This is a genomic window from Zhenhengia sp. (assembly GCF_046966505.1).
In the GTDB taxonomy this organism is placed as follows: Bacteria; Bacillota; Clostridia; order Lachnospirales; family Cellulosilyticaceae; genus Zhenhengia; species Zhenhengia yiwuensis.
Genome location: NZ_JBKVCH010000017.1, coordinates 17642 through 42674 on the forward strand (window position 1 = coordinate 17642; position 25033 = coordinate 42674).

The window sequence follows — 25033 nt, forward strand, 5'->3', positions numbered from 1 at the left end:
AATCATTTTTTCTAGCTACCTTGTAAGAATCTTTGTTATCACTTAACACATACGCTGTAAGTATCTTTGCACCTAACACTTTTTGCTATAAGGCTTCCTAGCATTTAAGATTTGTACCTCGCATCCTTTATTCCAGAAAGCTTTGCCATTAAAAGTAGTTAGCTTATCGTTTCCTCCTTATAGCTCGATGCCTAAGACTTTAAGTCCAGTAGCAAAATAAACATCTAAAGGAATTTTAATCACCATATGTCTTACTTCTATGTCTTGTGGTCGCCATCCTTTAAGCATATTAAAAGCATTCATGGTCTTCTCATAAAGTGCTTGTGGGTCCTCTCCCTTATTTTCAGGATTTCTTCCTACATGTAAAATAACTTGTACGCATTTTATAAACTCCATATCTTGCTCATTTAAGTAAGTAATTAAAGCTTCTTTGCTTGCTTTATCTTGCCCCTCTTCTTCCTGTACATAGTTATAAAGTAATGTCTGTAATTTTTTAAATTCATTTGTATAGTGAGTAAACATCGCTGCTCTCCTTTTTATCTTATTTTTCTAGGATTATTATAACACAAAAAGGTAACCCTTATGAAAGGTTACCTTCTACTTGATATGCATACTGTCTAAGGGCTACTTTATAACCTCATTTTATATTGAAAGCTGCATTAAATCTACTCTTTCGCGCAAAAATTTAGCCAAAAGAGGACTTCTACCTTTTAGAACAGTCTTCTTTTTACTAGTCAAAAATATAATACAGATTACGGTATGGACAATAAGGTTTATCACTTCCAACTTCTATAATTTGCTCATTATAAATTAATGCTTTTTTAGACCAAAAGTCTAAACTACGCATCAGTTCTTCTTTTGAAGCTATATTTAAATCCTGTGGCTCTTTCTCTGACGGGAAGCCAGGATACATCGTAATCAATCTATAAGTATCTTGCTCTTCTTCTACTTTTCTAAATACCATCATCACTTGATTTACTTCTTTTGGCTTACGGCCCTTAACAAAACGTGTATAAAGTTCTCTTTCCAAGCGTTTAGCATAAACCACTTCATCTTCATCTGTTGTTTCAACCAAGCTACAGTAACCTATAGGTTCATCGCACACTACTTCTAGTCTTTCTACTAGCTCTTTAAAGTTATTAAATATCCCTTTTGCCGCAATCATTTCAAAGGTTGCTTTCCATCCTTTAAAAAAGTCATCATCATGGCAAAGCATGTGACTTTCTGTCCTCTCATCAATAATAATATTCATACGTTACTCCTTAAGTTGTCTTTAAATTCATGTCTAATGTTTTTAGTATGATGTTTTTAATTTAACTTCATACTAATAAAAAAGCAATACTCAAATTTATTAAAAGACCAATTGACAAACACACAGTAATTGCATATAATATCTTTAAAATAATAATTATTAGTTAAAATTTCTTTTAAATAAATTTCAAAAATGAGATATGAAAAATCCATTACTTAGGAGGATTAAAGAAATGAAAGCAAGAGTAGATAAAGATATTTGTATCGGATGTGGACTTTGTGAAAGTACATGCCCTGAAGTTTTTTCACTAGAAGATGATGGTTTAGCAGTTGCTATTGAAGGTGAGCTTACAGCTGAAGTTTGTGACGATGCAGAAGCTGCTAAAGATGGCTGTCCAGTAAGTGCTATTGAAATTGAAGCTTAAGAAACATCTTACATAAAAAAGATAAACTTAGCATATTTGTTAAGTTTATCTTTTTTTATTTTTATCTACACCCTGATTCCAGAATTTCAAAACTTTTATAGATACAGTTGATTTTGCCTTTGCTCCATAGGGCAAACAACACTTAGGCTCACAATGTCCAAAACTTACATTATATAAGGTAGTAACCTTAGGCTATCATCTCCGCCAATACAGCTAAAAATTCCTTTAATGTGCTAGGCATCTCTACTACTCTTAGACCAAAGGCTCCTCTAGCCTTCTCTTTCCCTGTTCATATCGCCATCACAAGTTAGGCTCTCCTGCACCTCCCCAGGACAGACTTACCTTTGCAATTTTATCTCCACTTTTTAATTTTTCTGGTTTAATAAGATTAATCATCTTATCGCTTCGCTTCCTTTCCTACTCCTCCCTCAAAATACTTCTGCCAAACTCCTATTGTCATCCTCCCTAACTTTTACAACCCCATATCCTTTCTTCATACTGTAAAAGATGCCTCATTAAAGGTGCATAAGGTAAATCATCATCATAGAAAAAGTTTGTAGCAAGAAATAGCTGCATCTATTTAAACTATGTATGCACAAGATTTTTTAAAATGCATATACTTCATTCTATTCCCCTTTATTTCTTAGCGCGCCTATAGCTATTTAAATTGTATCACTATTAAAACTACTTATCTAACAATGCATCTCTTTCTTTTAATTTCCAACGGCTTTATCCGAACTATTTATTTTTAAAATAAAAAAATGTTCGTTTTTTTTGTTGACTCTTTAAAATTCTGCTTATATAATAAGTTCATAACTAGACGGAATTACAATTAGAGGAGATAAAGACATGAATAAATTAATTAAAAAATCTATGACACTTTTTGCAGTAGTATCTATGGGCGCAGTTATGATGGGTGCAGCACCAGCAAGTTCAGTTAATAAAGAAGTGATTCCAGCAGTTCAACTTGTAGAAGCAGTACAAAGACCACTTCTTATCCAAGGTGCAATGGATGTTGAAACTGAAATCATGATGGCAGCACTTGAAAATCCTGAAGATATTACTTTAGGCGTTTGGAAATATACAAAAGGTACATTAAATGGCTACCCTGTAGTCATCTCTAGAACACGTATCGGTATGGTTAATGCAGCAGCTTCTACTACACTTGCAATCGAACATTTCAATCCAGTAGCCATCATCAACCAAGGTACAGCTGGTGGACATGATCCGGAACTTCACAAATATGACATTGTACTTGGTAAAGAAGTTGTAAATATGGGTGCATTTAAAACAGACTTTACAGAAAAAGGCGATGGTATCCACCCAACAACATGGAAACCTATGACACTTGAAATTATAGACAAAGAAACTGGTGAATGGACAGAAGTAGGAAGCTTCCCAGCTGATGAAACACTTCTTGCCGCAGCAAATAGTGTAAAAGATACTTATACAAAAGGTAAAATAGTAGAAGGAACTGTAGGTTCAGCAGACGAATGGAATAAAGAAATCGACCGTATCTTATGGCTTAATGAAACATTAGGAACATCTGCAGAAGAAATGGAAACAGCAGCTGCAGCTCAAATCGCAGCAACTTATAATATTCCATTCTTAAGCATCCGTATCTTATCAAACAATGAGGTACATAAAGAAGTTTATGATCGTACAACAGGTGAAGACTCTCAAGCTTTCACATTAGAAGTTGCAAAAGCTTATATCAATGACTACTTATTAGCAGAAACCAAAGAAGCTCCACTTACAACTGAAGCAACAACTAAAACTAACTAATATATACTCCATAAAATCCAAACTAAAAACACAGGACTATTTATGTCCTGTGTTTTTTACAATTTATCAAATTTTTTACTGTAGTTTCTTTATAAATCTAATCTGTTCCTTCTCTGAATCATATCCTCGTAAGCGGTAAAAAGCATGTGCATCTCTCCTTATCTTCCCAGAGTTAAGTCTCACACCATATGCACCCGTCTCCTTAGCCCACTCCTCTACTGCATTTAATAGCCTTGCTCCTATCCCTTTTCTTTGATAATCTCTTAGCACTGCAAAACCTAGTAGGTTTTTCATAGATGGATAATAAAGTACCTCATAATTCTCCGCATGTATATAACCCACGACTTGCTCATCACAAAGGGCTACAAATACCTTCTCCCTCTCACTTGCAAGAGCAGCTTGCAATTTTATTTTAAGCAACTCTTCACCACACATATAACCTAACTCATACTGCGTAATCTGGCCAATTGCATGGGAATCTGAAATGATACCTTCCCTAATTTGTATATCCATATACGCTCATCCTTTCCCTTAATCTTCTATCTTCAATTCATAAAGAACATCGCCCTACCATTTCCAGAATAACTTTTTAAATCTAGTCATCTTTATTATGTTCTTTAAGGCAGTTTACAAAGAACTACACACACCTTGAAACGGTCTCCTAACAGTAAATGGGTTCCACCCAGCCTTTACTCTCTATCATACAAGTCGAATTAACCATTGTTCATATAGAGTTGCAAGTTTATTTAACAAGTTCTCAATCCCCCTTGTATACAGGATAGCGGTATTTATCTTCCTCTGTGATTTTTCTCATCACTCTGCAAGGTACACCTACAGCAACTACATTGCTTGGTATGGATTTTGAAACCACACTTCCTGCTCCGATAACTGAATTGTCTCCAATGGTTACGCCCGCGAGAATAGTTGCCCCTGCCCCAATCCAAACATTATTGCCAATGGTAATCGGCTTTGCAATTTCCATACCTGCCTTACGTTGTTCTGGGTCGATGGCGTGTTCGGCGGTTGTAAAACAACAGTTCGGAGCAATAAAAACATTGTTTCCGAATGATACTTGTGCTCCGTCTGTAATGATCAAATTATGGTTTGCATAAAAATAATCGCCAACCGAAATGTTATATCCGTAATCACACCAAAACGGCGGGGTAAATATTACGTTGTCTCCCATTCTACCTAATATTTCAGCAAGCATTTTTCGCTGAGTTTCCCGGTCGTTTGGATTTAGTTGATTATACCTGTAACATTTTTCTTTACATTTGCTGATTTCTACTTCTAACTCCGGATTATAGCACGCCTGAAACAAACAATTTATAGGGACTTTTGCTTTAGCTTTCATCCTATTCGCTCCTATCTTTAATGTATATGGTTAAAACTCGACAATAGTAAAAAAACAGCCGCTATCTTCTAGCTAAACTCTCGATGATCCAACTTGAAACACCCCTGCTGGCTTCAAAATGTTCTTTCTTTCTCATCTCACCTTTTGGGGCAGTCATTGTTTTTCTTCCTCTGTCAGCTTGTTGTAGAGAAGTTTCTTCTAATTACAGAAAATCAAATTTCGCTTTTCTTATGTAAATGTTAAGATATCCTAACTGGATGAGTCATATAGCCCGTCAGACCGTTACCCTGTGTAGTTCCTTATAAACTATACTTTACTATTGTTTAAATTTATTTATGAGATAACTTTATTATAACAAAATAAGGGATAACCCTAAAGCTTATCCCTTATTTTATTTTATCTTATCTATTATGTTCTACTCTTGTGAATCTAACTCGGCGCCATATACTTCTAACTGTGATAAGGCTGGAAATGGTGACGGATCCTCTGCCTTAATTAAATCACCAAGCTCTAGCCACTCTACACATTTTTTCTTAAATCTTATTTCGTGTGCATGATCTGTTTTTTCTAATTCCCATACGAGGGTACTACCATCTGAGAATTTAAACGTTACCTGTTTCCACCAAGCATCATGTGGGAAATCAGCTCTTGTATACATTCTAATGTAGTCTATACATACTTTTCTACCAAAATCTATTTTCATGCAGGCATTAGGATCTCGATTGATTCCCCATGATTCATAAGGCCAATAGCCATGGGAATGATTTTCACAATTGCCGTTAATGGCATTTTTAGCTGCAAATACAGATTCTCCTCTTGTTTCAACATTTGCACTAGCATGTGGGAAGCAATTCACCTCGCCATGTTGATCATACTTATTCAATGCAAGATTTTTATAAACATCCTTCTCTTCTTTAGTAGCTTCTCTTATTTTAAGCAGGTGTCTATTACCACTAAAAGCTTTAGGTGAATAGCAAACTTTCTTTTCTCCAAAAGGCACTTCATAGCGTAAGATGCCTTTTTGCAAATAGACAAAGGATTCTCCAATAGCATCATCTAATTGTAAAACACAAAAGAAATCTTCTTTATCACTTTCTACAATAAGTATATCCCCTTCTTGATAAGCATTTTCATAGACAAGGCCCACTTCTTTATTACCTTGATTTTGGGCAAGTATATGTCCCTTTCCATCTTCAATTCGAATTGTAAACATTTTAATCTCCTTTTATTTAGGTTGTTTACCAATGTAAGCTAAAATACCGCCATCTACATAAAGCACATGCCCATTCACAAAATTAGAAGCATCAGATGCAAGGAAGATAGCAGGGCCCATTAAATCTTCTGGTGTCCCCCAGCGTGCTGCTGGTGTCTTCGCAATAATGAATTGGTCAAATGGATGTCTTGTGTTATCAGGCTGTAGCTCTCTAAGTGGTGCTGTCTGTGGTGTTGCAATATAGCCAGGTCCAATACCATTACACTGAATGTTAAACTCACCATATTCAGAAGCTATATTCTTAGTAAGCATCTTGAGTCCACCCTTAGCTGCTGCATAAGCCGATACAGTTTCACGCCCTAGTTCACTCATCATAGAGCAGATATTAATGATTTTTCCACCACCTTTTTGAATCATAGATGGAATGACTGCTTTTGATACAATAAAAGGAGCATTTAAATCTACATCTATTACCTGTCTAAAGTCTTTAGCACTCATCTCATGCATCGGTATTCTTTTAATAATCCCTGCATTATTCACTAAGATGTCGATAACACCTACTTCTCTTTCAATAGCATCTACCATAACTTTTACAGCCTCTTCATCTGTTACATCACATACGTAACCCTGTGCATGAATCCCCTCTGCTGTATAAGCTTCTAATGCCTTATCCACTTTCTCCTGATCTAAGTCATTAAAACAAATAGTTGCTCCCGCCTTAGCATAAGCTTTAGCAATAGCAAAACCAATGCCGTAAGATGCACCTGTTACAAGAGCAATCTTACCTTCTAACGAAAAACTATTCATAATACTCATCTTGCATCCTCCTTACTTTCTACTCTTATATCATTAACGAAGTTCCTTATTCTCTACGGCATCCATATCTGTAAACTCTTGATTTTCTCCTACCATGCCCCAAATGAAAGTATAGGCTCTTGAACCGCTTCCTGCATGAATCGACCAGCTTGGTGAAATAACTGCTTCTTCATTTCTTACGACAAGATGTCTTGTTTCTTGTGGCTCGCCCATATAGTGCATCACAAAAGCATCCTCTGGCATTTCAAAGTAGAGATAAACTTCCATACGTCTATCATGTGTATGGCAAGGCATTGTGTTCCATACACTTCCTGGTTTTAGGGCTGTCATACCCATAACAAGTTGGCAACTTTCAACTTGCCCTGGAAGGATGTATTTATTTATGACGCGATGATTGGATTCTTCTAAGCATCCAAGTTCTACTTTATTTTCATCTTTAATAATCACTGTATCTTCTGAAGCTTCGCCTTCCATTTTAATCGCTACAGTAGGATAGGAAGTATGTGCTGGCGCACTGTTTAAATAAAATTTAGCAGGCTCTGCCCCATCTATACTTGCAAAAACAATATCCTCTGCACCTTTCCCTATGTACATACCATCTTTGTAATCTAATGTATAAACTTTACCATCCACTGTCACTGTTCCCTTGCCACCTACGTTGATAATCCCCATTTCTCTTCTTTCTAAGAAATAGTTAGCACGAAGCTCAGCTCCTGCTGTAAGTGTAAGAGGCTCTACTGGCACAGCTGCTCCTGTAATAATACGATCAATATGGCTATAAACTAACTTGATTTCCCCTGGTATAAATAAATCTTGAATTAAAAATTCCTCTCTTAAACGATCTGTTGTATAATGCTTAACATCCTTTGGAGATGCTGCTGTTCTAACTTCCATTTTATCGATTCCTTTCTCATAAAGTTATTGTTCTTTCTTAAGTCTAACATACTATAATCTCAATTTCTTGGTATTTACGATTAGAAATATGGCAAATTTTGAACTCTTTTACTTGATGTTATATTTTTATTCCTTTATAATAAACTAAATAATTCCACACTTTTAGTAGTAAGGAGGATTTCTATGGAAGAACTATCTTCGTGCAAACTTGCTATGGAAAATTGCATTCAGCAAAAGTACTTTTCAATTGCACATCTCTATAAAGAAGAAAAAGCCATGAATATGCATATTCATGACTGTTATGAAATCTATTATTCTATTTCTGGTGGCAAGCAATTTCTTATTGATAATCAATTCTATACTATTCAGCCAGGTGATGTATTTGTAATGAATCAATATGAAAGCCATTACTTAACCCAAATTGATTCCGAAATCCATGAAAGAATCGTAATAGCCATACATCCTGATTTTCTTAAACAGCTCTCATCCACCCAGACAGATTTAAGCGAATGTTTTACAAAACGTACTTTAGGTTTTTCTCATAAGCTTTCACTAACTAAAGAACAGCAAAATCAATTCCTCTACTACACCAAAAAGATTACTTCTACCGAGGGATATGGCCAGGATTTAGCCGAACGCGCCACCTTTATTCAACTTATGCTGCTTCTTAATGCCGCTTATCAGGCTACAACTGAAAGTAGCCTAGCCTTAAAACCTAATAAACAAGTGGATGAAATCCTCCTATACATTAACCAAAACATCTATGAAATGCTTACCATTGAAGATTTAGCTAATCACTTCTTCCTCAGCAGCTCTTACATCTGCCGTATGTTTAAATCCGCTACAGGTATGACTATTAATAAATATATTACGGCAAGAAGAATCAGTATTGCCAAGTCGCTTCTCGCTGAAGGACTAAGTGTCAATGAAGTTTGTATCCGATGTGGCTACAATGATTATAGTAACTTTGTTAAAACCTTTAATAAAGCTGTAGGCATGTCTCCAAAAAAATATGCACAAGTTTGTGTATTGTAATCAAATCATTATATAGCCTCTTAATAGGTATATTTTATCTTTTTTTATAAATAATAACCCTATACGTTTTTAAATAAAGGAGGCTATTTACTATGGCATTAACTCAAAAAGAAGAATCGCTCATTAAAGATTTACAAGATCAAGAAAAACTTTGTATTGATAAATACAATTATTATGCTGAAGCTGCCAAGGACCAAGAACTTAAAAATCTATTTAATAGACTTAAAACCAATGAACAAGATCACTTTAATGCACTCTCTCAAATCCTTAACAATGAAACAAGTAGCATTAACTATGAACGTTTGAATGCATCTCAATATTCCCCTCAAGCAACCTATGATACTACCTCTAATACAGCAGATAAAGAACATGACAAATTCCTCTGTACGGACTGTATTGCTACAGAAAAATATGTTTCATCTGCTTATAATAATGACTTATTTCAATTTGCATCCACTAATGTGCGTGAAGCTTTAAATCACATTCAAACAGATGAACAAAATCATGCTGAAATGATTTATAAATATAAAAGTACAAATGGCATGTCTTAAGTAAAATAAGAAAAAGACCTGATAGCATCTTCATGGTGTATCAGGTCTTCTTATTATATGTAGTATCTTTTTTAATGCATTCTTTCAAAAATAGGTAACCTATCTAATGGTACGTCTACAGTTATTCTGCAAGGTCCTTCTACCACTACGCCATCATCCCCTAACCATTTGCCTGTTGGGAAAGAAACTTCTCTAGCTGTAGCCCCTTTTTCTAACACTGGTGCTACTAAATATTTAGTTCCTAACATAAATTGGTCGATGATAAGTTCTAATCCCTCTTCCGGGAATTCATAAGACATGTATCTTACAATAGGCTCTACGCTTTTACTTGCCTCTTTAGCTAATGCATAAATATAATCTGCGTATTTAACATGTAGCCAAGCTGCTGCCTTGCAAGCTTCAAACTTTTCTTGGCTAAGCACTCTCCATGGTGCTGCTGAGAATTGGAGCATTGGCATAAGTGCTGCACACTGTGCGTATCTTACAAAAAGTTCTTGGTCTAGATTCTTACTTCCATCTAAGAAGTCTGTGTAGCTACCTCCCCCTATCATATCAGGGCAAGTATAAGCATAACCTAATATCCCTTGTGTAAGCTGATTTGGAATAAGTGAAGATAAACCATTACTATTCCAGCTATGACTCTTATCTGCTAAACGTTGCACAAGATGTGTACCTGCCATTTTATAACACGCACGGTATTCATTATAGGGATACTCTAAGCCAAACTGTGCCCATAACTCACATTGCTTATTAGCATCTACATTGCCATAAGTTACATCTTCATCTGAATAATACATAGCATCTCCAGCATCAAATTTAAAACCATCTATGCCATAAGTATCCATTAAATATTGACATTGTTCCTTCATCCAAGCTACTGCTCCTGGATGACTTAAATCAAGAACGCCTGAATAGCCATTCCACCATTCTTTAAGCGATACCTCCCCTTTTGTATTTTTCACAAGATACCCCTTATCTCTTAACTGCCTAAATTCTAAGCTATCTGGTGAAATAAATGGACAACACCAAAGCATAACTTCAAATCCAAGTTCATGTAAACGGTCTACCATCGCTTTAGGATTAGGGAATCTAGCACCATTAAAACGCCACCTTCCATAGTACTCACTCCAGCTATCATCAATCATGATAATACCTACAGGCATATTTTGCTCAACAATGCTTGTAGCATATTTTAAAATATCTTCTTGGTTTTGATTGTAAATGAGCTCAATCCATGTATTATATTGAGGTTTTACAAAAAAGTCTTTTGGTGGCACAATGCCGTTACCTGCAAAACTCTTTTGTGCTATTCCTTTAAAGGCCTCTTTTAAAGTTGTCCCAAACTCATAAAGCTGTACTTCTCCCTTATAACTTTGGATTTCAATTTTACCCTCTGCTACTTTTAATTTAAACCCTTCTTCACACCAAATAGCACGCCCTTTACTTGAAACAAGTAAAGGATTTACTTGATTTACACCCTTGTAATGATTTACATCTACCTCATAGGTCGATCCTCTATGTAAAGGATACATCACCCAGCTATTTACTTCTGGTCCATACCAATATTCATCTTGTTTCATCTCAAAAATGTATGTCTTATATGCCATCTTTAAAATTCTCCTCATTGTAAGATATGATGAGTATTATAGCCATTTAAGTCATAAGAGTCTATGTCTTTATGTGGGAAGATTTTGTACTTATGTTGTTTTTTATAAAAATTTATACATTTTATTTAAGCTTTTTATTGAAAGATGTCTCTTCATCAACAGCTAAAATCTCTCTCGCCATGGTTTCTTCTCAGTGAGTAGGCCCTGAATTTGCATAAAGGACTTGCAGACTGAATACCCATGCTAACACTATAATCCAAAATTCGGATAAATTTTTTATAGATGCTCCTGATATTCTTAGTCTCTTATTATCCTCTCTTGCAGATACTAACCAACCTAAAAATCTGCTCGGTTGTCTGCGTCATATTCTTTAAAGCATTTTCCCTATTCATAGCTTCTTCTAAACTCATAGCACTATTTATAATAGAAAAATAGGCATCTATACCTTCTTCATTACATTTCTTCGCTTCTTGTGCAAGAGCACCTGCCAGTCCTATTACAGGTAAGTTATATTTTTTAGCTAATTTTGCAACACCTATAGGTGCCTTTCCCATAGCTGTTTGATTATCAAGCCTACCTTCTCCTGTTATAACAAGGTCTGCATCCTTTATAGCTTCTTCTAACTGGGTTTCCTTTAAGATGATTTGTATACCGGATTCCAACTTTCCGCCTAAAAAGGCCATAAAACCAAAGCCTAACCCACCTGCTGCGCCTGCCCCTTTTACTTGTGAGAAGTCCTCACCTAAAAAATCACTTGTTACTTTAGCAAAATGCTTAAGTCCCGCATCTAAACGCGCTACAATTTCTGGCGTTGCCCCTTTTTGTGGGCCATAAATGAAAGCTGCTCCATTGGGGCCATATAAAGGATTATTTACATCACAAGCAACTTGGAATTCACACACTTTAAGCTCTGCTAAAACATTGGTTCCATCAATGTGATGTACCCTTTCAAGGACCTGACCACCTTCTCCAACATCTTGTCCCTTACTATCTAGAAATCGATACCCTAATGCCTTAAGCATGCCAATCCCCCCATCATTGGTCGCACTGCCACCAATACCTACTATAAATTTTCTACATCCTTTTTCTATACAAGCTTTAATCATTTCTCCAACACCATAAGTGGTTGTATAAAGTGGATTACGTTTTTCTTTTGGCACACTAGGAAGACCTGCTGCCTGTGCCATTTCTATAACTGCCATATTTTGATCCGGTAGGATTCCATATGTAGCTTCTACCGCTAGTCCAATAGGCCCTGTAACCCGCTGTGTGCATAGTACGCCCCCCATTCCACTTACTAGTGCCTCGGTTGTTCCTTCCCCCCCATCTGCTAAAGGCTTCACCACCACATTGGCTGATGCATCTACATTTAAAATCCCCTTTCGAATCGCTTCACCTGCTTCAATAGAAGTCAGACTTCCTTTGAGTGAATCCATTGCTACAACTATTTTCATCTCCTACACCCCTTCTTATATTTCTATTATATAATGCTTTTCATAAACTTCATCATGCTTGTATTTGTACCCATAACTCTATACTTATACTCTTATACTATCTTCACTTATAGTATATACCCATCTTTCAAGCTTAATGAAGCCCTCCTTACAAAAACAAAAATCCACAAGCTCTTTTCCCTGTCATCGTTTGCTTGATTCGCTCTAATAGCCACTCATCCGCTGGAAGCAAACTTAGGTTATTCTTAGACTTTAAAATTATATCTTTTATTCTCCTTTAGGTTCTAAAAATATGAAATAAAAAATGCCCTAAGCATCTATACATATGCTTAGGGCGAACTCTATACGTCCGTGGTACCACCTAAAGTCAGATAAAATTCAATTGCCACTTAACTTTTCTACATCTTCTTAATCTCTACCCCACTATAGTAATGTCGTAATATCTCTTTACAGGTATAACCACGACTTGCCATGCCTTTGGCACCATTCTGGCTCATACCTACGCCGTGTCCGTAGCCACCACCGTAGAAGGTTACCTTACTGATTAAGCCTTTATCATCGTAACGAATATCTGGGCTGAAGAAGGCACTTGGTAGGAGGGCCATATTCTGAATTTCACTGCCATCTTGTCTTACAATGACAATAGGATCTTTGGTACTATCTTTCTGAATTGGTGCAAAGAGCATCCTAATAAGATATTCTGTACCTACTTTAATGGTACACTCTTCTCCTACTACAATAAGCTCCATAATGTTGCCGCCTTCACCGCGTTTTGTAATCTGAATATCTTTCACCTTACCCATATTGTTGATTTCTCCAATGACCCATTTATCGCCATCTTTAACTTTCACCATATTGGCATAATGTGTAGTTAAATTATAAAGATTAGAATTCACAACATGTTCAAGTTCCGCTGCATCTAAGGTAAGTTGCCATCTAAACCAAGGTGAATCTTTATCAAAAGCATCTATTTCCTTTGCAGATTTGGTCAGGAATTTATAGGCTTCTTTTTCGTCTGTCATATCATTCACAGCTCTTTCACCTATATACTGCTGCCTTGCTACTAAATAACTAGGTGTACTGTTCGGAAAGATTTCTCCCACTGCCCATGTCTCTCCATGATTGGCTGTATAACCGCAGGAGGTAGAGAAGAAATTCCCACTAATAATCCGGTCATTAAACACCATAACCTCACCTTCCGTAGACTTAGCTGCCTCATAGGAAATAGCATTAGCAGGTACATTATTATAAACTTGTGTAGAGACTGTATCATCTAGTTGTGCACCATATTTTATATACTTGTTAGATTTCTGATGTGACTTTGCAAAACTCCTTGCCGCAATAGCCTGAGCTTTTACAGCTTCTAAACCATAATCTGTAGGCATTTCACTCGGAATAACTGCTGCTAGATAATCTTCTAAATTTAAACTATTAACGACTGTATACCCTTCTTCTTCCTTATAAATCTCAAGTTGTCCCTTATAAAGAGGATGTTGATCCTGCCTTGTAATACCCTGCATTTCTAAGCTTTTCTCTTCACTGGCAATAAGCGTTACTTTATTTTTCCCTATTTCCCAGGCAAACTCATCTGCATTAAAAACTTGCCCTGCCAAAAAGCCTTTCACTTGATCTCCATAAATAAGGGTATAATCCGCATCACTGCCTACTATAACTTGGTCATGGCTATAAGTACCTATACCATCTTCTGAAATGAGTACTCTAATACTATTAGCGAGATGATCATCTACGACTTTAATAGTCTGCACCATACCATCCTGCATAGTATAAGTAACCTTTATTCCTGAAAAAAGTTGGCTTGTATTTTTATAAAAATCTTGGCCTGTTCCATCGTAAACTGCTAACTGAGCAAAAGGGAGGCATCCTCCCTTTTCAAACTCTACATAGCTCTCTGTCATACGTAAAAGTGTATCTGTATCATCTTCTTTAACCATTTCACATCTTACAATAGCATGGTCTTGTAAGACAACATTACAAATTTTGCCTACTTCATTTTCTGTTACCACTTGATTGTCATAAGTCAAAGTATAGTCTCCTACCTTTACAGTAGCCTGACCAGATCCTACAGACTCTATGTAGCATTCTCCTATCTTGCCCTCTAAACTTAATGTATCTACAATACCTAGTATTTCATCCCCTTTTACAACAGCTTGAAGGGTATAACCTATAAAAGGATCTAAAATCAACCCTTCAAAACCATAGACCCCTTTATCTGTAAGCACCTGCCAAGGCCCTACAGCCTCATGGGTACTTGTAGTCGCTAAAATACTCAGCTCTTCATATTTTAATAAGTCTTTTTTACCGGCATGTTCAAGTGCCTGTTCAAAACCTTTTAGAAATTCTTTTAAAGTGAGCGGCTCATTTCCTACTTCTCTATCTGATGCCACCTCTACACCTACACCATCACCTAGTAAATCAGAGAAAAACTGCTTTGCTTCATTATACGTCATAACCTCCATTGCTTCTGCTTCATCAAAAGAAGCAAATTTAGGGTCTTTCTTAAGATACTCATAGTATTTGCTGTACCACAACTTGTCCTCACCAGTTGTGTCTTCAATGGTTTCGCCTTCTAAGAAAGTATAAGCTACGATTTTAGCAATATTAGCCTTTGTACAAGGCGTCATATCACTTGGAAGTGGTGTTGCCGCTACCTCCTCGGTAGGTGTTATAAATTCACTTACAGCTACCTTTGCCTTACCAATCCACTCATTAAAAGTATCTTTACCTTCCTCACCACTCAGAAAATAGGCACCTGCTACAATCATTAAAAGTAGCATAATGAAAGTAAAACCGCCTCCACCTGACTGATTTGTACGTCGGCTGTTATAGCCTCTATTTCTTCCTCTCGTTCTTCCCCTGTTGTTACTTCTATAGTTTCTGCTACGCCCGTAATCTCTATCGTACCTTTCCATACTGCTCCTCCTCCTCAATTCTATAGCCCATGCTTGTACTATATATATTCAGAAGGAGCTAAAAAAATAACTATTTCACGGATTCAAAAATAAGACTATCGCCTTGTACACCTTTGCAATAGTAATAATCTCAATTCAATAACTACAGGAATTAAAATTGGACAAACAAAAAAGCACTAGCCATAAGCTAGTGCCTAACATTCAACATTGTCCCAAAATGCCGTTCCTGAGATTTTGACGCCCTAGCTAAGCTAGGTGGGTGACTATCTATTTAAGTCCTGTTTTCCGCTGCCCAAAGGGAATTAGCTTGCGGCCTAACATTAGCTCAATAGAGTAATTTTCGTCTCCCGAACGTGAATTGTAGGTTCAAAATAACAGGGTATCGAACATTACAGGAGTTTGTTTCTTAAGTTATTTTTATTATATCACTTTCGCAGGTTTTTGCAAGTACCTATATAAAGTTCCTTTATTCCCTTATTTCTTTATTTTCTTAAGTCTAAAGAAATCTTCACGCTCTTTCTCTTCTAGAACTTCTTCAATATATTTGACCTGCTCTTTATACTTTGGAATTTGAATATGTCCAAGTGCATTGGTACGTTTTTGTGTCTTTTCTATTTCTTTTGCTAATTTAAAAATTGAATTTTCAATTTCAGCAAGCTCATACACTTTATAACGTACTTTTCTAAACTGCTCTGCAGCTAGGTCTAAGGCAGGATTCGTATTGTGAAAACCGTAAGTTGGAAAAACAGACTGCTCTTCGTACTTCACCATAGGAATATCGACACCCATAACACTTTTAAGAAGGATATCAAAGTTCTCATCCTTAGGAATTCCTCTTGCAATGTCTTCTACCTGTGTAATCCCCATTGTGATATTAACCGTTTGAAGTGCTCTATAGGCATCTTCAATAATATCATAGATTTCTGCCTGAATGCTTTTGGCCTTCTCTACAAGAACCATCATCTCACGAATCAGTACATTACGTTTTTTATCCAGAAGTTCATACCCTTTTTGTGATAAGTCAAGTGAAGACTTTGCCTTCATTAAATTGGACTTGGTAGGTGCTACTAATACAGACATAAAGTTTACTCCTTATGCGCTTTATAGTATTTCTTAATCATTTCTGGTGGCATACGGTCCAGTTCATTAGCTGGTAAAATAGAAAGGATTTTCCAACCTAAATCCAGTGTTTCTTCTATAGATCGGTTCTCTGTAGGTTTTTGTGAGATAAAACGTTCTTCAAATTCACGTCCAAATTGTAAATATAATTTATCTACATCACTTAAGTCATCCTCACCAATAATCTGTGATAAAGCACGGATATCCTGTACCTTAGAGTAAGCAGAAAAGATCTGGTTAGAAAGGTCTGCATGATCTTCTCTTGTATACTCCTCTCCTATACCATCTTTCATAAGACGTGAAAGAGATGGGAGAATGGCAATAGGTGGATAAATATTTTTTTGATTTAATTCACGGCTTAGTACAATCTGGCCTTCTGTAATGAAACCTGTAAGGTCAGGTATTGGATGTGTAATATCATCATTTGGCATAGTTAGAATTGGGATTAAGGTAATAGAACCTTCTCTATCTTCTAACATACCAGCACGTTCATAAATAGTGGATAAGTCACTATAGAGGTAACCTGGATAACCTTTACGTGATGGTACTTCCTCACGAGTTGAGGAAATTTCACGTAAAGCCTCAGCGTAACTTGTCATATCCGTTAAAATAACCAGTACGTGCATATTGTGCTCAAAAGCTAAATACTCTGCTGCTGTGAGGGCACATCTTGGTGTAGAAATTCTCTCTACGATAGGGTCATCTGCCATATTTAGGTACATAACAACGTGGTCAAGTACACCAGCTGACTCAAAACTACGTATAAAGTAGCTAGCATCATCATGACGTACCCCCATTGCCCCAAAAACTACGGCAAAGTTGTCACTGTTAGCCCCTTCAATTTTAGCCTGCTTAACGATCTGTACAGCAAGCTCATTATGGGCAATACCATTACCAGAAAAAATCGGAAGCTTCTGCCCACGAATAAGTGTCATAAGGCAATCTATAGAAGAAATCCCTGTTTGAATAAAGTTCTTTGGATATTTACGTGCTACAGGGTTAATAGGTCTCCCATTTGTATTAGCTCTTAAGTTTGAAACAATTTGATAAGCTCCATCTATAGGCTCCCCTACCCCATTAAAGGATCTTCCAAGAATTTCTTTAGAAAGAGGAATTTCAAGTGGCTTACCTGTAAATTTAACAGATGCATTTTCTGTAGATATACCTGCTGTTCCTTCAAATACCTGGATAACAACCTCATCACCTTCAATTTTGATGACTTTGCCTTTGCGCATATCCTTACCACCATCTACTTTAATGGTTACGATTTCACCATAGGCAACATCTTGTATATCTGAAAGAACAATGAGTGGTCCATCTACACGTTCTAATTTTAAGTATTCTTTTCTCATTTTGACCATCCTCTACTTGTTATTCATATTTTTCCCTTAGGTTTTGATAGGTGTCTACGATTTTCTTGCTCAGTTCATCTAAAAGATAAATCTGATCATTTGGTACGTCATACTTCATCTTGATGACATCATCAAATACACGTTGTTTTCTAATAGTAGAAAGCGGGATACCTTTTTTCACACATTTCAGTGCACTTGTATAGAGGGTGTCAATGACACAAAGCATTTTGTATTGTTTTTCAAGTGATACATACGTATCATCTTTATGCAACGCATTTTGTTGAAGGAAGCCTTTTTTAATGGTTCTTGCAATCTCAAGTACAAGATGCTGGTCATTTGGAAGGACATCTTCTCCTACTAACTGTACAATTTCATTCAGCTTTTCTTCTTCTTGAAGAAGACGAATCATCTTAGCACGAAGCTTAAGCATATCTGGTGATACGTTATCACGGTACCAGTCATCTAGCATCGTCACATAGCCGCTATAGCTAGTTAAGTAGTTAATAGCTGGGTAGTGTCTTGCATAAGCTAACTTTTTATCAAGTGCTAGGAAGGCACTTACGAAACGTTTTGTATTCTCTGTAACAGGTTCTGAGAAGTCTCCACCTGCTGGTGATACTGCACCAATAATTGTAACAGAGGCTTCTTCATTATTAAGTGTAAGGGCACAACCTGCACGTTCATAGAATTGTGCTAGGCGTGATGGCAGATAAGCTGGATATCCTTCTTCTGCTGGCATCTCTTCAAGACGCCCTGAAATTTCACGAAGGGCTTCTGCCCATCTAGAAGTAGAGTCTGCCATAATCGCTACGTCATAACCCATATCTCTAAAGTACTCTGCCATTGTAATCCCTGTATAAATACTTGCTTCACGCGCTGCAACAGGCATGTTAGATGTATTAGCAATAAGGATTGTTCTTTCCATAAGAGGACGGTTAGTACGTGGGTCAATAAGGGCTGGGAATTCTTCAAGTACGTTGGTCATCTCATTACCACGTTCTCCACATCCAATATAAACAATAATATCTGCATCACACCATTTAGCAAGCTGATGTTGTGTAACAGTTTTACCTGTACCGAAGCCACCTGGAAGTCCTACTGTACCACCTTTTGCTACTGGGAAGAAGCTATCAATAACACGTTGCCCTGTTATAAGTGGTTTATAAATAGGAATTCTTTTTTGAATAGGCCTTGGTTTTCTAACTGGCCATTTTTGGGCTAAAGTAAGATTATGAACGGTACCATCTTCAAGTTCTATTTGTACGATAGTGTCATTTAAAGTATAGATCCCATTTGGTTTAACAGATACAACTTTCCCCTTCATATCCGGAGGTACCATAATTTTATGGTTAATACTAAGTGTCTCCTGCACTGTGGCATATACACTTCCTGGCATAAGGTAATCGCCTTCCTTAGCAACTATATTTACCTCCCAAGGTGCTGTTGGATCAATAGAAATAAGTCCTATCCCTTCTGGAATAAAGTTTTTAGAGATCTTTTCAATCTGCTTAAGCGGTCTTTGAATCCCATCAAACATATTCCCAAGCATTCCTGGCCCAAGAGTTAGGGAAAGAGGAGCCCCTGTTTGATAGACCTCTTCTCCTGCCATAAGTCCTTCTGTTTCTTCAAAAACCTGAATAGTCGCTTTATCTTTTTCAAGAGATACAACTTCTCCAATAAGTTTTTGTCTACCTACTGTAACCATCTCATTAACTTTAAAGCTTTGCATATTACTTCCTTTAACAACTGGTCCGTTAATGAGTTCTACAATTCCAGTCTGATTACTCATCTAGCCCACCAACCTCTCCAATTGCATTAAAGAGCTGCTCTACAATTTCATCTTTATGATCTTCTATGACTGTATAAATAGATAAATCAATTCTAAGATTTTTCTTAGGACTATCTAAAATTAATCCACCTATCATACTTTCATCTTTTGTTTCTAGATGCAATCTCTCTTTTGCAATACCACCAAGTGCAATTTGATCAAGTACGTACTCACCATATTTTTCTAAATCCTTTACTGTCATATAAACGATAAAATCTGTATCATACGCTGCAAGGTGTTCTAGTGTTCCAATCATACGCTCTAAATACTCTTTATAACTAGGGGTTTCTTTAAATGCCATAATACGCACTTTAAGATGTTCAATGAATACACCTATGTATTTTTCTTTTGCGATCATGCTTTCTTTTTTCGTTTTCATCTTGGCTTTACTAATAAGTTCAAGTCTTTTTATTTCAGCTTTTTTTCTTGCATGTTCAATAATGTCATCTGCATCTTTATCTACTTTACGTTTCTGCTCTGCCATGATTACTTCATATTCTTTTTCCATGGCCTCTATCTTTTCACCGATTTCGGTTTTAATATCCTGTTGTAAAAGCTTTGAGAATAAGGATAATTTTTGTTCTATCGTTACCATTGTTTTCACCTCATATACGAATGCCGACTGATTCTCTTATATAATTCGTAATGGCATTTTCACTGCGCATCGTTCCATGTCTATCTGGAATCTCGATAATAAGAGGCCTTGCTACTTTTAACTTAAATTCCATGATTTCATCTTTTGCTAAATCTACAATTTTCTCAGTCATAATAATAAGACCGATTTCTTCATCTTTTCTTGCTGCATTTAGCGCTTCTAAAAGCTCATCTTTTTCATGAATAATGATGCCGTTAATACCTGCTAGGCGCATGCCTACCCAGGTATCACGGTTATCACTGATTAAAAAGGACTTCATACTACCAGCTCTTTTCTGTCTTATACAAAAAGAATTAAGATAGAAATAATCATACCGTAGATTGCAATACCTTCAGCCATACCTACGAAAATAAGTGTTTTACCTAAAATAGAAGCATCTTCTGATACAGCACCAATAGCAGATGAACCTACAGCACCTACAGCTTTACCTGTACCCATTGTAGCAAGACCTGTACTAAGAGCTGCTGCAATATATTTAAATCCATCACCAATTGAAGTTACTGAAGCTGCTGCAGTACCTGTTGCTTCTGCTGCAAAAAGTGGGCTTGGTAATAACATAAAGGCAAACATCCCTACTACTGCAAGACCAAAAATAGATACAGAAGTAAAGACAGCTTTTTTAACATTTCCTTGTCTCTTCTCTTTCATCATACGTACTCCATAAAATACTGTACCTACTGCAATAATTGCTGCTAAAACTACCATCATCATTTCCATTTTGAATATCTCCTTTATTGTTCAATTTTGATTGGGGCATAGGCATGGCCATCCCCACTAAAGTATTTGCTAAACATTTCATAATACTGAAGTCTTAGCCCTTGAATAAATACAACTAAGCCTTCTAGCGTTAAAATTAAAATGTTACCGAGTAATAAAATAATTATTTTTAATAAAAGACTATCTGTCATCTCAGACATAACTAAAAAGGCCATAAAAAGTCCAGCATGGTTCAGTGCAAAGGCCCCTACACGAATGAAAGAAATCCCATTACTTAAAGCTCCTAAAATAGTTTCTACACCTTCAAAGGCACTTTCAATAAAGTAAGAAGATACTTCTCCATGAATATAAGGTCTGTTTCCTGTCACCATATTGGTTAAAGGCTCTCTTAAAATCATGACACCTAACATAAGGACCATAATACCAAGTGGTACCCAGATTGGTACCTGTATAATTTGAACTAAAGATACAAGTGTACCTACAAAGCCCATAAAGAATATATAGCCGGCAATACCGTTTTTACCAAATACGCCTGCCTCTATATCACCACGTCTTAGGGCATTAATAATCCCTATGATATAAGAAACAGATAAAACAGCTATCCCAAATACAACCCCTGCAATAAGCACAGGCATAATATTAACAGTTGATAGTGGGCTTCCTACAATATGTGGTAACCAAGGGAGCTGCTCATGTTCGAGCCCAAATAAACTTCCATAAACAAATCCAAAGACTATAGAGCTAAGACCAAGTCTTGTTAGTACACCACCGGCCACTTCACTTTTCTTATACAGCATTACCCCTGCTAAGAAGTACACCAGTCCCTGCCCAATATCGCCAAACATAATTCCAAACATAAGCATGAAAGTAATGCCTAAAAATGGGGTTGGATCAATCTCATAATAAGAAGGAAGTCCATAGAGTTTTACAATAGTTTCAAAAGGCTTAAAGATACAATTATTCTTAAGCTGCGTAGGTGGAATAATCTTCTTATCTAATTCACTAGCATCTTTTACAATAACAACAAATTTATCTGTAATATCTCCTATTTTTTCCTCTATGCGCCTTCTGTCTTTTTTAGCTACCCATGCATTCAGTACAAACAGATTATTGCCATGCACAATCTCCTCTTTAATGCTAAGTATTTTCTGTTCAAGCTTTACACGTGTATAAATCTTGTTCAGTATAAAGGTTTTCTTTTCTAAATTTGTAAGTACTATTTTTTCTAGTTCAGCTACCTCTTTATGTATTTTATCAATCTTATCATCTGTTGCTGCTACGAGGTTACCTGGCATGTCAATTAAGTCATCTGGAATGCCTAAATCTACCCAGTTCAGAGATTTCAACAATCTCTTTGTCTCATCTTTAAACTGTTTAGGGTAAACAATGAGGTAAATATCCTCTCTTGAGTCAGGTATATCTCCTACTTTAAGTACAATAGCACTAATATTTTCATAGTTTTTCTTAATTTGAATTTTGTTATCATAAGAAAGCATCCCTATTTGAAAATCAAAATAGTTTAATTCATATAAATCCTTAAAATTGCACCATTGTGATTTAATACAAGCAGCTTTCTTCCTAAAAACAGTAAGCTTATTAATCAATTCTTTATTTTCATTAATCCTTGTAATAGGCTCACCGATTTCACTTTTCAACTGAAGTAAATCTTCCTTAGCTTCCTTCAAAAGATATTTTCTTCCTACATTAACTTTATCAATTTTAGGTGTAATACCCATTCCTTTTCCTATAGCCTCTACAGCCTCTAACATGCCGTGGTACTCAGCTTCCATTTGGGCATAGTTTTCAATAATAGGAAAAGCATCCTGTGGCATCATCGATTCATATTGATGTACCATATAGTGGTTATCATAAACATCGTTGTGCTCTAAATTCAAATGGATATTTTCGCTTAATACTAATTCTTCTAATATTGCATGCTCATCATCTAGCGACCCCACTAGATTAAGCAAGACCATTTTTTCAATAGCCATCTGCTACTCCTCCCCTCATCAAAGTGTATAGACTAGATACTTCTTTATCTCATCTTGATCAAGTCCATATCTAATCCCTTCTGTTACTGCAATTAAGTCCTCTATCTCTATTTGAAGTACAAAGATGTATCGAAGTGGTAAAGCGATAGAATTCTCTTCATTCACTTTATGAATGGATTTATAAATAATAGTATCCATACATTTCTCTAAAAGAGTATCCCCTTGTCTGTTAAAAACATCAGCACCTAAGTACTTTTCTACTTTCCTCTCAAATTCGTTAAAAGACTTAGCATATACAAGCTTTTTAAGGCTATTATAAGAAATATTTCCACCAGGTAAGCTATACACCATAATCTCTTCTCTTGAAATATCATAGTATTTCGTTGCACGATAAATCCATTGGATATTAAGACAATCTATTTTAAGTCCTATGATTTTCTTTACAACTTCGTAATCAGATGGTGTAAGTTTTTTAGCCTTTTTCATCAACAGCTTGTAATAAAGAATGTGAAGCTTCATTTCCATATGAAACTCTCTTTTCATCACATCTTCTTGCGTCATAGTCTTTAAATCTTCATAAAAAACAGTTCCTTTAAGTCCTTCTACAAACTGCGCTACATTACCGCTTGCAATAAGTTTATCATAAGCTACTTTTGTATTATGACTGGAATGAACAAAGTGTCTTTGAAGATCATTAATATTTTCCTCTCTTGCAATAGCTCTTAAAATAAGCTGCAGGTCATAAATATCATATTGCAACAGGAGAGTCTTAATAAAATCTTTGTAAGGCCCTGAAAAGTAATGAATCATCTTTTCAATCTCATAAACTACATAACGTTTTAAAATAACTTCTAATTCACCTCTATGCACATCTTCAATTTTGCTTTGTTCAAGATGTACGCTATAGCCGTAACGTTTCTTAAGAAATTCTGTAAACTGAGCAACTGTCGTATAATTTAATACTTTATTCCAGTCTTCTCTTGTTAATAAAGTTTTTTTCCTGGTATGTAGTTTACTATTGATGGCATTATAAGAAGCATAAGCATTCATACTACGCCTCCATTGTAAATAATTGTTTAAATACAGTGTCTAATAAAGGGCCTTCTACCTGCAGATACTTATTTTCGATAAGAAGCACTTGTTTTTTGGCTCTTTCTTCCTCAAATTTATACTGCTCATTAGCTGCTGCAATAATATCTTGATAGGCCTTTTCTGCTTTTTCCTTTGCATCTTCTATTCGCTCTTTTTCATAGGCAGCAATTTGAGCTTCATAATATGCCTTGCGTTCATTGATCCTATTTTCTTGCTGTTTCTTATTTTCCATTGCGTTTGAATCAATCTTCACAATTTCTTTAATAATCTCCTCCATGCCTCTCATCTCCTAACTGTCTCTTCTCGTCATAGATTTTTATGAACTATGGTTCATTTAAGATTACTCCATCTATTTTACCACTATCTAAAAAAAAAGAAAGTGTATTTTTTATAAAAAAAATAGGCCACTTATATGACCTATTTCGTGAATTATTGTTCAACTTTATTAATAAATGCTTCTCTTTTTTGACCAAAAATACAAAATTCCATACCTTGATACCCATTTATTTCTTCTTTGAACAAAACCTTACAACTTAATCTATTTTTATGTTCTTTAATTTGGATATCTTTGATAGCATCTTCTTCAACTAAATAACCAGCTATATTAAAAGCTTTATTTTCGTCTACTGCTACAAAACTCATACAGCTTATAAGACACATACCAATAATGAGAACTGTCAGTACAATACTTTGTATATTCATTCTCTGATGCCCATAAAGCGTAAGTCCATTAATAAGAATTGTGCAGACTACACAAATTTTTGCTACTGTAAAGAAAAAGTCTTTTTTGAAGATAACATATTTTTCTGCTGTTTCATGCTCTTTCAGAAAGTCGTTTACAATCTTGTTATTGAGCATTCTGATTGTAATAAGTACAAGTGTAATGATTGCAATAAGTACATAAGACCATATGATTTCCATTTGATTCACCCCTTTTACGAACTTTGTTTAAAAAAATAACTGC

The 25033-nt window shown here is 35.9% G+C and carries 24 protein-coding genes; 4 read left to right on the forward strand and 20 right to left on the reverse strand.

Going from position 1 to position 25033, the window contains the following annotated elements; all coding sequences use genetic code 11:
- Positions 1–177 precede the first annotated feature (177 nt).
- A complete protein-coding gene (locus ACLTBU_RS15130) occupies positions 178–522 on the reverse strand; it encodes a hypothetical protein (RefSeq protein ID WP_177669268.1) in 345 nt (114 codons plus the stop codon).
- Between the two features lie 208 nt (positions 523–730).
- A complete protein-coding gene (locus tag ACLTBU_RS15135) occupies positions 731–1252 on the reverse strand; it encodes a hypothetical protein (RefSeq protein WP_320650984.1) in 522 nt (173 codons plus the stop codon).
- A 232-nt stretch (positions 1253–1484) separates the two neighbouring features.
- Between ACLTBU_RS15135 and ACLTBU_RS15140 the strand changes: the two genes are divergently transcribed.
- The gene (locus tag ACLTBU_RS15140; RefSeq protein WP_177669264.1) at positions 1485–1676 is read left to right on the forward strand and encodes a ferredoxin; all 192 of its coding nucleotides are present in this window, start codon (positions 1485–1487) and stop codon (positions 1674–1676) included.
- 849 nt (positions 1677–2525) lie between these two features.
- A complete protein-coding gene (locus ACLTBU_RS15145; RefSeq protein ID WP_412219771.1) occupies positions 2526–3461 on the forward strand; it encodes a 5'-methylthioadenosine/S-adenosylhomocysteine nucleosidase in 936 nt (311 codons plus the stop codon).
- Between the two features lie 75 nt (positions 3462–3536).
- Here the strand turns inward: ACLTBU_RS15145 and ACLTBU_RS15150 are convergent, their stop codons facing one another.
- The 5 genes from ACLTBU_RS15150 to kduI form a co-directional block, all read right to left on the reverse strand.
- A complete protein-coding gene (locus ACLTBU_RS15150) occupies positions 3537–3974 on the reverse strand; it encodes a GNAT family N-acetyltransferase (protein WP_320650985.1) in 438 nt (145 codons plus the stop codon).
- 244 nt (positions 3975–4218) lie between these two features.
- Entirely contained in the window at positions 4219–4815 is a 597-nt protein-coding gene (locus tag ACLTBU_RS15155) for a sugar O-acetyltransferase (RefSeq protein ID WP_177669260.1), read from the reverse strand.
- 415 nt (positions 4816–5230) lie between these two features.
- Positions 5231–6028 carry a carbohydrate-binding protein gene (locus tag ACLTBU_RS15160; protein WP_412219774.1) on the reverse strand — a complete coding sequence of 266 codons (798 nt, stop codon included), beginning with the start codon at positions 6026–6028 and terminating at the stop codon, positions 5231–5233.
- 12 nt (positions 6029–6040) lie between these two features.
- Entirely contained in the window at positions 6041–6844 is an 804-nt protein-coding gene (locus ACLTBU_RS15165; RefSeq protein ID WP_177669256.1) for a gluconate 5-dehydrogenase, read from the reverse strand.
- Positions 6845–6877: 33 nt separating this feature from the next.
- Entirely contained in the window at positions 6878–7738 is an 861-nt protein-coding gene (gene kduI / locus ACLTBU_RS15170; RefSeq protein ID WP_412219775.1) for a 5-dehydro-4-deoxy-D-glucuronate isomerase, read from the reverse strand.
- Positions 7739–7921: 183 nt separating this feature from the next.
- Between kduI and ACLTBU_RS15175 the strand changes: the two genes are divergently transcribed.
- The gene (locus tag ACLTBU_RS15175) at positions 7922–8773 is read left to right on the forward strand and encodes an AraC family transcriptional regulator (protein ID WP_412219777.1); all 852 of its coding nucleotides are present in this window, start codon (positions 7922–7924) and stop codon (positions 8771–8773) included.
- A 92-nt stretch (positions 8774–8865) separates the two neighbouring features.
- The gene (locus tag ACLTBU_RS15180; protein ID WP_177669251.1) at positions 8866–9324 is read left to right on the forward strand and encodes a spore coat protein; all 459 of its coding nucleotides are present in this window, start codon (positions 8866–8868) and stop codon (positions 9322–9324) included.
- Positions 9325–9395: 71 nt separating this feature from the next.
- Here ACLTBU_RS15180 and ACLTBU_RS15185 read toward each other — a convergent pair whose 3' ends face one another.
- The 13 genes from ACLTBU_RS15185 to ACLTBU_RS15245 all read right to left on the reverse strand — a co-directional run bounded on the left by ACLTBU_RS15185 (position 9396) and on the right by ACLTBU_RS15245 (position 24990).
- Positions 9396–10931, reverse strand: coding sequence for a glycoside hydrolase family 31 protein (locus ACLTBU_RS15185; protein ID WP_412219780.1), 1536 nt, complete (start codon positions 10929–10931; stop codon positions 9396–9398).
- A gap of 308 nt (positions 10932–11239) precedes the next feature.
- The gene (locus ACLTBU_RS15190; RefSeq protein WP_320650991.1) at positions 11240–12385 is read right to left on the reverse strand and encodes a glycerate kinase; all 1146 of its coding nucleotides are present in this window, start codon (positions 12383–12385) and stop codon (positions 11240–11242) included.
- 398 nt (positions 12386–12783) lie between these two features.
- Entirely contained in the window at positions 12784–15315 is a 2532-nt protein-coding gene (locus tag ACLTBU_RS15195; RefSeq protein ID WP_412219782.1) for a SpoIID/LytB domain-containing protein, read from the reverse strand.
- A gap of 474 nt (positions 15316–15789) precedes the next feature.
- Positions 15790–16395, reverse strand: coding sequence for a V-type ATP synthase subunit D (locus tag ACLTBU_RS15200; protein ID WP_249331262.1), 606 nt, complete (start codon positions 16393–16395; stop codon positions 15790–15792).
- A 5-nt stretch (positions 16396–16400) separates the two neighbouring features.
- The gene (locus tag ACLTBU_RS15205; RefSeq protein ID WP_249331261.1) at positions 16401–17786 is read right to left on the reverse strand and encodes a V-type ATP synthase subunit B; all 1386 of its coding nucleotides are present in this window, start codon (positions 17784–17786) and stop codon (positions 16401–16403) included.
- Positions 17787–17805: 19 nt separating this feature from the next.
- Positions 17806–19575 (reverse strand): V-type ATP synthase subunit A, encoded by a 1770-nt coding sequence (locus ACLTBU_RS15210; protein ID WP_177669238.1) that lies wholly within the window; start codon positions 19573–19575, stop codon positions 17806–17808.
- Complete coding sequence (locus tag ACLTBU_RS15215; RefSeq protein ID WP_249331260.1) at positions 19568–20209, reverse strand: V-type ATP synthase subunit E; 642 nt, start codon at positions 20207–20209, stop codon at positions 19568–19570. Before ACLTBU_RS15215 ends, ACLTBU_RS15210 begins: the two co-directional genes overlap by 8 nt.
- 10 nt (positions 20210–20219) lie before the next feature.
- A complete protein-coding gene (locus ACLTBU_RS15220) occupies positions 20220–20528 on the reverse strand; it encodes a V-type ATP synthase subunit F (RefSeq protein WP_249331259.1) in 309 nt (102 codons plus the stop codon).
- A gap of 20 nt (positions 20529–20548) precedes the next feature.
- On the reverse strand, positions 20549–20986 hold the full coding sequence (locus tag ACLTBU_RS15225; RefSeq protein WP_177669231.1) for an ATP synthase subunit C: 438 nt from the start codon (positions 20984–20986) through the stop codon (positions 20549–20551).
- Positions 20987–21000: 14 nt separating this feature from the next.
- Positions 21001–22977: a V-type ATP synthase subunit I gene (locus tag ACLTBU_RS15230; protein WP_249331258.1), complete on the reverse strand. Its 1977-nt coding sequence runs from the start codon at positions 22975–22977 to the stop codon at positions 21001–21003.
- An 18-nt stretch (positions 22978–22995) separates the two neighbouring features.
- Positions 22996–24027 carry a V-type ATPase subunit gene (locus ACLTBU_RS15235; protein WP_337529316.1) on the reverse strand — a complete coding sequence of 344 codons (1032 nt, stop codon included), beginning with the start codon at positions 24025–24027 and terminating at the stop codon, positions 22996–22998.
- Position 24028: 1 nt separating this feature from the next.
- Positions 24029–24346 (reverse strand): hypothetical protein, encoded by a 318-nt coding sequence (locus ACLTBU_RS15240; RefSeq protein ID WP_177669226.1) that lies wholly within the window; start codon positions 24344–24346, stop codon positions 24029–24031.
- A 152-nt stretch (positions 24347–24498) separates the two neighbouring features.
- The gene (locus tag ACLTBU_RS15245) at positions 24499–24990 is read right to left on the reverse strand and encodes a hypothetical protein (RefSeq protein ID WP_337529319.1); all 492 of its coding nucleotides are present in this window, start codon (positions 24988–24990) and stop codon (positions 24499–24501) included.
- Positions 24991–25033 lie beyond the last annotated feature (43 nt).

Excerpts from the sequence above, each read along its gene's own strand:
- ACLTBU_RS15160 (WP_412219774.1), bottom strand. The coding sequence starts at position 6,028 with ATGTTTACAATTCGAATTGAAGATGGAAAGGGACATATACTTGCCCAA.
- ACLTBU_RS15225 (WP_177669231.1), bottom strand. The coding sequence starts at position 20,986 with ATGGAAATGATGATGGTAGTTTTAGCAGCAATTATTGCAGTAGGTACA.
- ACLTBU_RS15230 (WP_249331258.1), bottom strand. The coding sequence starts at position 22,977 with ATGGCTATTGAAAAAATGGTCTTGCTTAATCTAGTGGGGTCGCTAGAT.
- ACLTBU_RS15180 (WP_177669251.1), top strand. The coding sequence starts at position 8,866 with ATGGCATTAACTCAAAAAGAAGAATCGCTCATTAAAGATTTACAAGAT.
- ACLTBU_RS15220 (WP_249331259.1), bottom strand. The coding sequence starts at position 20,528 with ATGAAGTCCTTTTTAATCAGTGATAACCGTGATACCTGGGTAGGCATG.
- ACLTBU_RS15140 (WP_177669264.1), top strand. The coding sequence starts at position 1,485 with ATGAAAGCAAGAGTAGATAAAGATATTTGTATCGGATGTGGACTTTGT.
- ACLTBU_RS15175 (WP_412219777.1), top strand. The coding sequence starts at position 7,922 with ATGGAAGAACTATCTTCGTGCAAACTTGCTATGGAAAATTGCATTCAG.
- ACLTBU_RS15145 (WP_412219771.1), top strand. The coding sequence starts at position 2,526 with ATGAATAAATTAATTAAAAAATCTATGACACTTTTTGCAGTAGTATCT.
- ACLTBU_RS15130 (WP_177669268.1), bottom strand. The coding sequence starts at position 522 with ATGTTTACTCACTATACAAATGAATTTAAAAAATTACAGACATTACTT.
- ACLTBU_RS15205 (WP_249331261.1), bottom strand. The coding sequence starts at position 17,786 with ATGAGAAAAGAATACTTAAAATTAGAACGTGTAGATGGACCACTCATT.
- ACLTBU_RS15150 (WP_320650985.1), bottom strand. The coding sequence starts at position 3,974 with ATGGATATACAAATTAGGGAAGGTATCATTTCAGATTCCCATGCAATT.
- ACLTBU_RS15240 (WP_177669226.1), bottom strand. The coding sequence starts at position 24,346 with ATGGAGGAGATTATTAAAGAAATTGTGAAGATTGATTCAAACGCAATG.
- ACLTBU_RS15135 (WP_320650984.1), bottom strand. The coding sequence starts at position 1,252 with ATGAATATTATTATTGATGAGAGGACAGAAAGTCACATGCTTTGCCAT.
- ACLTBU_RS15165 (WP_177669256.1), bottom strand. The coding sequence starts at position 6,844 with ATGAGTATTATGAATAGTTTTTCGTTAGAAGGTAAGATTGCTCTTGTA.
- ACLTBU_RS15215 (WP_249331260.1), bottom strand. The coding sequence starts at position 20,209 with ATGGTAACGATAGAACAAAAATTATCCTTATTCTCAAAGCTTTTACAA.
- ACLTBU_RS15155 (WP_177669260.1), bottom strand. The coding sequence starts at position 4,815 with ATGAAAGCTAAAGCAAAAGTCCCTATAAATTGTTTGTTTCAGGCGTGC.
- kduI (WP_412219775.1), bottom strand. The coding sequence starts at position 7,738 with ATGGAAGTTAGAACAGCAGCATCTCCAAAGGATGTTAAGCATTATACA.
- ACLTBU_RS15200 (WP_249331262.1), bottom strand. The coding sequence starts at position 16,395 with ATGTCTGTATTAGTAGCACCTACCAAGTCCAATTTAATGAAGGCAAAG.
- ACLTBU_RS15210 (WP_177669238.1), bottom strand. The coding sequence starts at position 19,575 with ATGAGTAATCAGACTGGAATTGTAGAACTCATTAACGGACCAGTTGTT.
- ACLTBU_RS15235 (WP_337529316.1), bottom strand. The coding sequence starts at position 24,027 with ATGAATGCTTATGCTTCTTATAATGCCATCAATAGTAAACTACATACC.
- ACLTBU_RS15185 (WP_412219780.1), bottom strand. The coding sequence starts at position 10,931 with ATGGCATATAAGACATACATTTTTGAGATGAAACAAGATGAATATTGG.
- ACLTBU_RS15190 (WP_320650991.1), bottom strand. The coding sequence starts at position 12,385 with ATGAAAATAGTTGTAGCAATGGATTCACTCAAAGGAAGTCTGACTTCT.
- ACLTBU_RS15195 (WP_412219782.1), bottom strand. The coding sequence starts at position 15,315 with ATGGAAAGGTACGATAGAGATTACGGGCGTAGCAGAAACTATAGAAGT.
- ACLTBU_RS15245 (WP_337529319.1), bottom strand. The coding sequence starts at position 24,990 with ATGGAAATCATATGGTCTTATGTACTTATTGCAATCATTACACTTGTA.